Below are 8,124 nucleotides of genomic sequence, written 5' to 3'. Positions count from 1 at the left end.
CCGCGAGCAGCGGCAAACTCACCTACCCGCCGGTGATGTTCCTCTGAAAAGCGACCCAGTTCGAGCATGTCGCCGATCACTGCAATACGCCGCCCCTTTGATGTAGTTCCGAGCAGGGTCTCCAAGCCGGCCAGGGTGGAGACCAGATTGGCATTGTAGGAGTCGTCAATCACGGTAACGCCATTGAACCGGAATGTCTCTCCGCGGCCCGGCGGCAGCCTGAATCCCTCGATGGCATCCTTGATCGACTCACCGGGGAGCCCGAATAGTGTTCCCACTGCAGTTGCCGCCAGGGCATTTTGAGCCAGGTGCGTCCCGGCCTGGGGGAGCCTTATGTGCAGGTCAGTGCCGACGATCAGCTTTCCGCCGGTTTCCTTGTCGTCATATCGTCCAACTACATCGGCAGGTTGGTCGAAGCCATAGGTGTAACGCCGGGCAGGGGTTTCCATAAGGGCCACAGCGGCGTCGTCCAGGTTAACTACGGCGGTGCCATCCGGCGGCAGGGCCTTGAACAGGGCTTCCTTTTCGTGGATGACCCCTTTCTTGTCCTGCAGGTGGGCCACGTGCGTTTCGCTAACATTCGTAATCAGGCCGACATCTGGCTGGGCGAGGCGGGCCAGGTAAGCAATCTCACCGGGATGGTTTGAACCCAGCTCCAGGACCACGAGCTCGATTTCCCGGCCCAGACGCAGAAGCGTCAGGGGTAGACCGATGGTGCTGTTATAGCTGCTTTCCGTGCCCAATACCCTGAATTTTTTAGCGAGTACATCCACTACCAGATTTTTGGTGGTGGTTTTGCCATTCGATCCGGTGATGGCCACGACGGTTTGCGTGTATTTTTCGCGCCAAGCTTTAGCCAGCTCACCCAGCTCCCGGACATTGTCGGGCACAAGGATAACAGCTATACCGGGGGGTAGGGCCGGGAGATTTCGTTCGACCATCATGGCTATTGCGCCGGCCTGCACGGCCTCGAGGGCGAAGTCGTGACCATCGAAGCGGTTGCCAACGATGGGCACAAACATGTCACCGGCCCGGGCTATACGGGAGTCGATGCTAATCCCCTTGATTTCGGGGAGCTCTGCTCGGCCGTAGCGTTCGCGCAGCAACCGGGTCAGCCCGGCAGGTTCAGCAAGTTCAATTCTCATGGCTCATAGGTCTCGACGATTTCTACATCGTTATGGTAGACCTTTTCGGTCCCGATGATTTCGTAATCCTCCCGGCCCTTGCCAAGGATCATAAGGATCGAGTCGTCAGTCATGGTCGTCAGAGCATGGAGCAAGGCTTCTTTCCGATTGGCGATGACCACGTGTTTCTTCCGGCTCAGCCCGGCCAGAATATCCGTGATGATCTGCTCCAGGTTCTCGGTCCGGGGATTGTCGGAGGTGATCACCAGCCGGTCCGAGTATATCTCGGCCTGGTTGGCCATGAGTGGGCGCTTGGCTCGATCCCGGTCACCACCACAGCCGAAGAGGGTGATGATCTCTGTCTTTCTGGGTGCCAGCTGTCGCATGGTACCGAGCAGCTGCGCATAGGCATCGGGTGTATGGGCATAGTCGATGAAGATTTTCCCCGGGGTCGCGGATGGGATGCGCTCCAGCCGGCCGGGTACCGCTGTCACGGCGGCGATGCCGGCTTGAATTATTGAGGGCGGTATATCCAGCACGAGGGCGGTGGCGGAGGCGGCCAACAGATTTTCCAGGTTGTATTGCCCCACCAGGGAGCTCTCGATCGAGAAAGCCTGATCCCGATAGACCAGGTTGGCCACCGTCACATCCAAGCTGAGCCCCATTTCAACCACCTGCAGGTCGGATTCTTTCCCCAGGCCATAAGTGATCACCAGAGCCGGGGCAGCCTGGATGAACTGCTGGCTGCAGGGATCGTCCAGGTTAACCACGGCCGGGCGGCCAGCCGGTAGGAGTCCAAACAGGCGCAGCTTGGCCGCCAGGTAATCGTCCATGTCGGTATGATAATCGAGGTGATCCTGGGAGAAATTGGTGAAGACCGCTATGTCAAAATCCACATCATCCACCCGCCGCTGTTTCAGTGCGTGGGAAGAGACCTCCATTACCACCCCCTGGATCTTTCGGTCGCGGAGTTCAGCAAAGATCTTGTGGATCTGATTGGCTTCAGGGGTGGTGAACCCGGTGGATGCGCTTGTCTGCTCATAGCGGAGACCCAACGTGCCGACGATGGCGGCCGGAATCTCGTGGGCATGGAGGATGGCTGCCATCACTTCGGCAGTGGTCGTTTTTCCATTCGTGCCGGTGATGCCTATTACCAGGACGCGTTTGCTTGGGTGCTGATAAAAGTTGGCCGCCATGCGGGAATAGGCTGCCAGGGGATCGCTCAAGGCAATATAGGGTTCCTTCACCGAATCAGGGCGGGGAGCTGGTCCGGCGACGGCCCTGGCCCCGTTGTGAAAGGCCTCCGTAATGAAAGCGGTTCCCTGAACGTGAAGGCCGGGAAGGGCCACGAACAGACAGCCAGGTGCCACCTGCCGGGAGTCATGAGTCAGGCCGGCGATATCCAGGTCTGGCAGGGGAGCCATGAAGTTGATTCCATCCATGATCTGCTGGAGGGGCATCACCGGGCGTATCTTTCAGGAGCAAGCGTGATGACGCAAACTTGATCATGGCCCACCAGCGTCCCTGGCTTTAAGGACTGCTCCACCACCTGGCCCGAGCCTTCCACTTGCAGTCGTACTCCGGCGCGTTGTGCGAGCTGCAGGGCCTTGCGGAGACTGAAGCCCTGGAAATCAGGGACTAATCCGGGATTGGAGACCGAGGAGACGTGACCGGCGGTGGCCATCAGGTACGGGGTGAAAGTTTTGCGTTCGGCGAGTGGAGCGGGCTGGGGTGGCACGTAGAAATCGTCGTCCAGGTTTAAAATGCGCTTGAGTACATTACGGACGATGGGTGCTGCTGCTTCACCGCCAAAGTGCCTTCCGTATTGTGGGCTGTCGATGGCCACAACACAGACTATACGCGGGCGGTCGACGGGAAACATGGCGGCAAAAGTAGCCACAAATTCCCTTCTAGAGTATTTGCCGTTGAGATACTTTTGGGCGGTGCCGGTTTTTCCGGCGAGGGTGTAGCCGGGCAGGCGGGCCTCGTTTCCGGTGCCATTCTCAACCGCATTGTATAGTATCCGGCACAGCTGCTGCATGGTGGCTGGTGACGCCACCCGTCGAATGACTTGCGGGTGGTTCGTAACGAGAGCTTTTCCGGTGGGATTCTGGATTTGGGTGACGAGGAAGGGGCGCATGAGCAAACCGCCGTTGGCGATGGCACTATAGATGAGGGCCAGCTGGAGCGTAGTGACGCCGATTTCCTGGCCCATGGCGATTTCACCGTTGGACACAGCGCTCCACTCCCCAAGTTCACGGAAGATACCCGGCGACTCGGCGGGTAAGCGAATTCCAGTACGAGCCCCCAGCCCGTACCGACAGCCGTACTTGTAAAGGAGGCTGGGACCGATCTCTTCGGCAATTTTGATGATACCGATGTTACTGGAGTGAGCGATGACTTCTGAGAGGGTCAGGATGTTACGAGGGAAGGCGTCTCTGATCAGAAAGTTATGGTAGGTGAATTCGCCACCTTCGCAGTCGAATTCATCCAGGGGGGAATGATAGCCGGCATCTAGGGCGGCGGTAGCGGTAACCACCTTGAGGGTGGAGCCGGGTTCGTACATGTCGGTAATAGCTCGCAGGCGCTGGTTGGCGGCGGGACTGGCCCAGGGGCGGCCGGGATCGAAGCTGGGGTACTGGGCCAGAGCCAGGATCTCACCGGTCCAGGGATCCATGAGAATCCCATGAATAGCCTCAGGTTCCAGGCGTTTGTAAGCCTGGGCCATTTCTTCCTGGAAAATGGACTGATAGTCAATATCAACAGTTAGTTGAAGCCGGGCACCGTTGTGGGGCGGCCGACTCTCGTCCCCGATATGAGGAATGACACGTCCCTTCGCGTTGCGTCTTAATACCTGCCATCCGTTTTCGCCGCGAAGGAACGTGTCATATTCCAACTCAAGCCCGGCAATTCCTTTGCCATCCACATCGGTAAACCCCACTAACGGGGCAGTGAGATGGGAATAAGGGTAACGCCGTCGTACCTCCTGTTGAACGATTAAGCCGGGGGCCTGGAAACCGAGGATGCCTTCGCACCGGTGGTGGGGGATATTCCGTTCCAGCCAGACGAAGGACCGGTCGGTTGTCAATCGCTTCTGGTAGTAGGCTGGGGAGCGGTTGAAAGTGCGGGCAAACAGGTTGATCAGGGAATCGATGTGTTCCACTACCTGGGGATCGACAGCAAAGGAATAATGAATGATGTTGGAGGTGAGGGGTTCACCGTTACGGTCTTCGATGTTGCCCCGAACGGCGGGTAGAACTACCACCTCAGTGCTTTGTTGATGGGCCTTGGACCGGTAAGCATTGTGATTAAGGATTTGGACATAGAAGAGCTTTACTACCACCGTTAGAAGGAGGGCCGTCACCAGGAAATTTACCAGGATGACCCGTGGCCGATGTTGGAGATATAAGCGCGTCACGGGTTGGCCTCTGATAGATACACGATCAGTGATTCAGCGGGGGGGACGACCATCTCCAGCTGGGTGCGGGCGATCCTGGTGATCCGGTCGATCTGCGCCAGCTGATCAATCGATACTTGCAGCTCACGGTTAGTGTTCTCCAATTCCAGGATCAACTGTTGCTTTTCCCCTAAGTCCGCCGCTATTACGTCAGTCTGATTATAGATCCAGAGGTAAGCGATGGCTGCGCTGACCAGAAAGAAGGTCCAGAAGAAAAAGACTGCAAAAGAGGGACCGGAGCTGTGGCGTGATCGTCTACGGGCAGGAGACTGAACCTGGCGGCGTACCCCAGCCATCAGAGCCGCTCCACGGCGCGCAATTTCGCCGACCTGCTGCGGGGATTTCGGTGCTGCTCTTCCGATGAAGGTGTAATCGGCTTACGAGTAAGTATGCTGAACGAAGCGCTGTGTCCGCAGACACACTGGGGGAGTTGCGGCGGGCAAAGACAGTCCTTCGATTCCCGGGCGAAGAACTGCTTCACCAGTCGGTCTTCAAGGGAGTGGTAAGTAATAATGACCGTCCTTCGGCCTGGTTCCAGGATGCCGCTCAGGCGCTCCAGGGCGGTCTGGAGCGTATTCAGTTCGTCGTTTATAAATATCCGCAGAGCCTGGAAGACCCTGGCCAGCGTTTTGGTAATCTGGGCACCCTGGGCGCCGGTACGCACCGCCTCCGCCAGTGCGCCGGAGGATGTCAATCGGCCGGCAACGGCTTCACGATGGATGGCAGCGGCGATGGTCCGGGAACGGCGCTCTTCCCCATAGCGAGTGAGGATATCGGACAAGGTCGCGGGGGCCAGGCGGGGTAATACCTGGTGCAGGGGCCGACCGTGGGTGGTATCAAAACGCATGTCTAACGGCTCATCAGTTTGAAAAGTGAACCCCCGACCGCTGTTTTCGAGAGCGAAACTGGACAGGCCGAGATCGAGCAGTATACCCTGACAATCTCTCACCTGGAGTTCCTGTAGGAAGAGGTGAGCCTGGGCGTAAGAACCCTGGCGCAAAACCACCCGCGACGAGTCCAGGGTAAGTCGGTCCCGGGCAATGGCCAGAGCTTCGGCATCCAGATCAATACCCAATACCTTCCCATCCGGTGACAATCGGGAAAGGATGGCAGTCGTGTGCCCGCCGGTTCCGATGGTGCCGTCTACATACCACCCACCGGTCGTAGTGATAAGCCAGTCCAGGACCTCGTTCACCATCACCGGGACGTGCCCGGACTCCTGGGCCAAGGCGTTCATGGGGCCTAGAAATTGATCTCATTGGCGATTGCTTCCAGCTCGTCCTGGCGATCAGCAAATTGTTTTTCGAATTCCCTGAGCCGCTCCTTATCCCAGATTTCGATTCGATCGATCATGCCGACAATTTCGATCCCTTTGTTAATGCCAGCGTATTTAATCAGTTCGGCTGGTAGAGCGACGCGACCCTGGTGATCGTACTGCACCGCTTCGGCGTAACGGACGAAGTTCCGGGCAAAGTGGCGGCTGATGGCGCGTCCTTTATTGAGGTTGATCAGTTTTTCCTCGATTATTTTCCAGACCTCCAGCGGGTAAAGGATGATGCAGGGGTCAGCCCCCCGGGTGGCCACAAAAGTCCGGTCGTTAGCCGGTTTTAGCACCTTCCGCATCTTGGCTGGGATGTTGATCCGCCCCTTGTCATCAAGGGTATAGCTGTAATTGCCGGTAAATGAATTGCCTATCGTTTCCAAGTCACAAGCCTGAGTGTTATGTCACGGTATTGTTATCCGTTAATAAGCCGACAACGCTCACTAGCGGTCAATAATTTATGGGAAATCTACCCACTTTTACCCACAAACGTATTAGTTTTTACCCGCCAATGTCAAGAGAAATGGGAGAATGGGGGAACACTATTTTCAAGGTGTAGTATATATTGTGGGCTATTCTCTTTAATGCACAAAAAGTGGGGGTAATCGGTGCCAGGTGTTGGTGTTGTATATCGGCATGGGCGTCTTTCTATGCCCGGATGAGTGATCGGCCAATTTGTCAGGCTAAGGTCTATTCAGGAGAACTGCAGGGTAGGTTTGGCTTTTAGCAGGAGAGATTTTCGGCAACCCGCCTTGATAGAGGGTTGGGAAAGGTGAATGGATGTTACCCTGCTACCGGGGGCTATCGGGTGGTGTCGGCGTAGGCGTAGACTTCGTATTCGCCGGTGGGGGTAACCCTCAATATCCCGATTCCACTGGCTTGGCCCAGCTCGATAGGGATTCCGTTCAGGTCGCCGCGGAGGTTCTCGATGGCGTTGGTACGCAGGATCAGATCTTCCTGGACAGTCCACATGCGGGCATCGGCGACGGTAAGGTTAAGTGTAGGCTCACGCTGGCCTTTAATCATCGGCTGGATAACCACGTTATCCCGGGCCCTAAGGGTGAGTCGTACAGGCGGAGTCAGGCGGATGCGCTGCATGTGGTGGGCGACAATCCGATCCTCAGCGAAGAGATCATCGGGTAGTTCCACCGCTGATTCCTCGGGTACCACCGGGGTTGACCTTCTCGGTGGAGGTGGTGTGGTCGCTGGATGAGGGGTCTCTGCGGTAGGAGTGGATTTCGTAGCATTGAGTAGGGGAGCACTTGGCTGGGGCGGTTCAGTGGTTTGGATCGGTTGGTCGGTAAGATCCTTCGCAGTAGTGGAGGTGGAGGGGATTTCCGCTGGGGTTTGCCCCTGGTAGATGCGTCTGGCGAAGAAAGTGATTAGTATCAGGAAGAGGAAAATGGCCGTGCCGGCGATCAGATCGCGGCGCAACCTGGCCGGGCCCCGAACTTCCACATCCAGGGTGCTTTCTGGACGAGGCGAACTTGTAGTCGCGGCGCTCAGGTCCTCTAAGGCAGTGGAATACCGCTCGTCTTGCTCGCCCAGGTAGTCTTCGAGCTGCTTGAGGGCTTCCTCTTCGTTTACGCCAATCCCCTGGCAATAGCTCCGCAGGAACAGGCGCACATAGGTTTTGGGCAACACATCGAACTGGCCCTGTTCCAGCGCTTCCAGGAAACGGATGTTGATCCTGGTCTTAACAGAGATGTCCTCCAGGCTGATGCCCTGAGCGATGCGAAGTTGTTTAAGCTCGTGGTAAAAGGTTTCTGCCTGATCCATAAAGTTTATTTTACGTCAACCCCAATAATGGTTACAAGTGCTTTATCATCAGGAGTTGCGGCCACAAACCCCTGTCCCGTAAGTGTTTGTGGAACCGCGCCAGGGGGAAACCCACCACATTATGGTAGCAACCGACCACTTTTTGCACGAACACCCCACTCCAGTCCTGGATGCCGTAAGCACCGGCTTTATCCAGGGGCGGGTCGATGGTGAGATAGCGCTCGATATCATCTTGTTCCAAGTGATGGAAGGTGACTTCGGTGGTTTCGACAAAGCCGGAGCGGTGTTCCGGAGCGAGGGAGACCAGGGCAACGGCGGTTTTCACCAGATGGGTTTGCCCGGAGAGAGTTTGCAGCATACGTCGGGCATCGTCGAGGTCAGTCGGCTTACCCATGACCTCCTTGCCAAGGATAACGATGGTGTCGGCGCCAACGACCAGGTCG

The 8,124-nt window shown here is 56.9% G+C and carries 8 protein-coding genes; all 8 read right to left on the bottom strand.

Going from position 1 to position 8,124, the window contains the following annotated elements; genetic code table 11:
• A partial coding sequence (gene murF, locus ACETWG_09155; protein ID MFB0516753.1) for a UDP-N-acetylmuramoyl-tripeptide--D-alanyl-D-alanine ligase occupies nt 1-1,145 on the bottom strand: 1,145 nt, incomplete at its 3' end.
• A complete protein-coding gene (locus ACETWG_09150) occupies nt 1,142-2,584 on the bottom strand; it encodes a UDP-N-acetylmuramoyl-L-alanyl-D-glutamate--2,6-diaminopimelate ligase (protein MFB0516752.1) in 1,443 nt (480 codons plus the stop codon). The genes ACETWG_09150 and murF, both read right to left, overlap by 4 nt.
• Entirely contained in the window at nt 2,584-4,542 is a 1,959-nt protein-coding gene (locus ACETWG_09145; protein ID MFB0516751.1) for a penicillin-binding protein, read from the bottom strand. The genes ACETWG_09150 and ACETWG_09145 overlap by 1 nt, the downstream gene beginning before the upstream one ends.
• Nucleotides 4,539-4,877, bottom strand: a complete 339-nt coding sequence (locus ACETWG_09140) for a cell division protein FtsL (GenBank protein ID MFB0516750.1) — start codon at nt 4,875-4,877, stop codon at nt 4,539-4,541. The genes ACETWG_09145 and ACETWG_09140 overlap by 4 nt, the downstream gene beginning before the upstream one ends.
• Nucleotides 4,877-5,818: a 16S rRNA (cytosine(1402)-N(4))-methyltransferase RsmH gene (gene rsmH / locus ACETWG_09135; GenBank protein ID MFB0516749.1), complete on the bottom strand. Its 942-nt coding sequence runs from the start codon at nt 5,816-5,818 to the stop codon at nt 4,877-4,879. The genes ACETWG_09140 and rsmH overlap by 1 nt, the downstream gene beginning before the upstream one ends.
• Before the next feature lie 5 nt (nt 5,819-5,823).
• A complete protein-coding gene (gene mraZ / locus ACETWG_09130) occupies nt 5,824-6,285 on the bottom strand; it encodes a division/cell wall cluster transcriptional repressor MraZ (GenBank protein MFB0516748.1) in 462 nt (153 codons plus the stop codon).
• A gap of 418 nt (nt 6,286-6,703) precedes the next feature.
• Nucleotides 6,704-7,681 (bottom strand): helix-turn-helix domain-containing protein, encoded by a 978-nt coding sequence (locus ACETWG_09125; protein ID MFB0516747.1) that lies wholly within the window; start codon nt 7,679-7,681, stop codon nt 6,704-6,706.
• A gap of 31 nt (nt 7,682-7,712) precedes the next feature.
• On the bottom strand, nt 7,713-8,124 hold a 412-nt coding region (locus ACETWG_09120), incomplete at its 5' end, for a nucleoside triphosphate pyrophosphatase (GenBank protein ID MFB0516746.1).

Source organism: Candidatus Neomarinimicrobiota bacterium, assembly GCA_041862535.1.
Lineage (GTDB): Bacteria > Fidelibacterota > Marinisomatia > SCGC-AAA003-L08 > TS1B11.
Note: the sequence above shows the minus strand (reverse complement) of the source record. Positions and strands in the feature narration are given on the sequence as shown.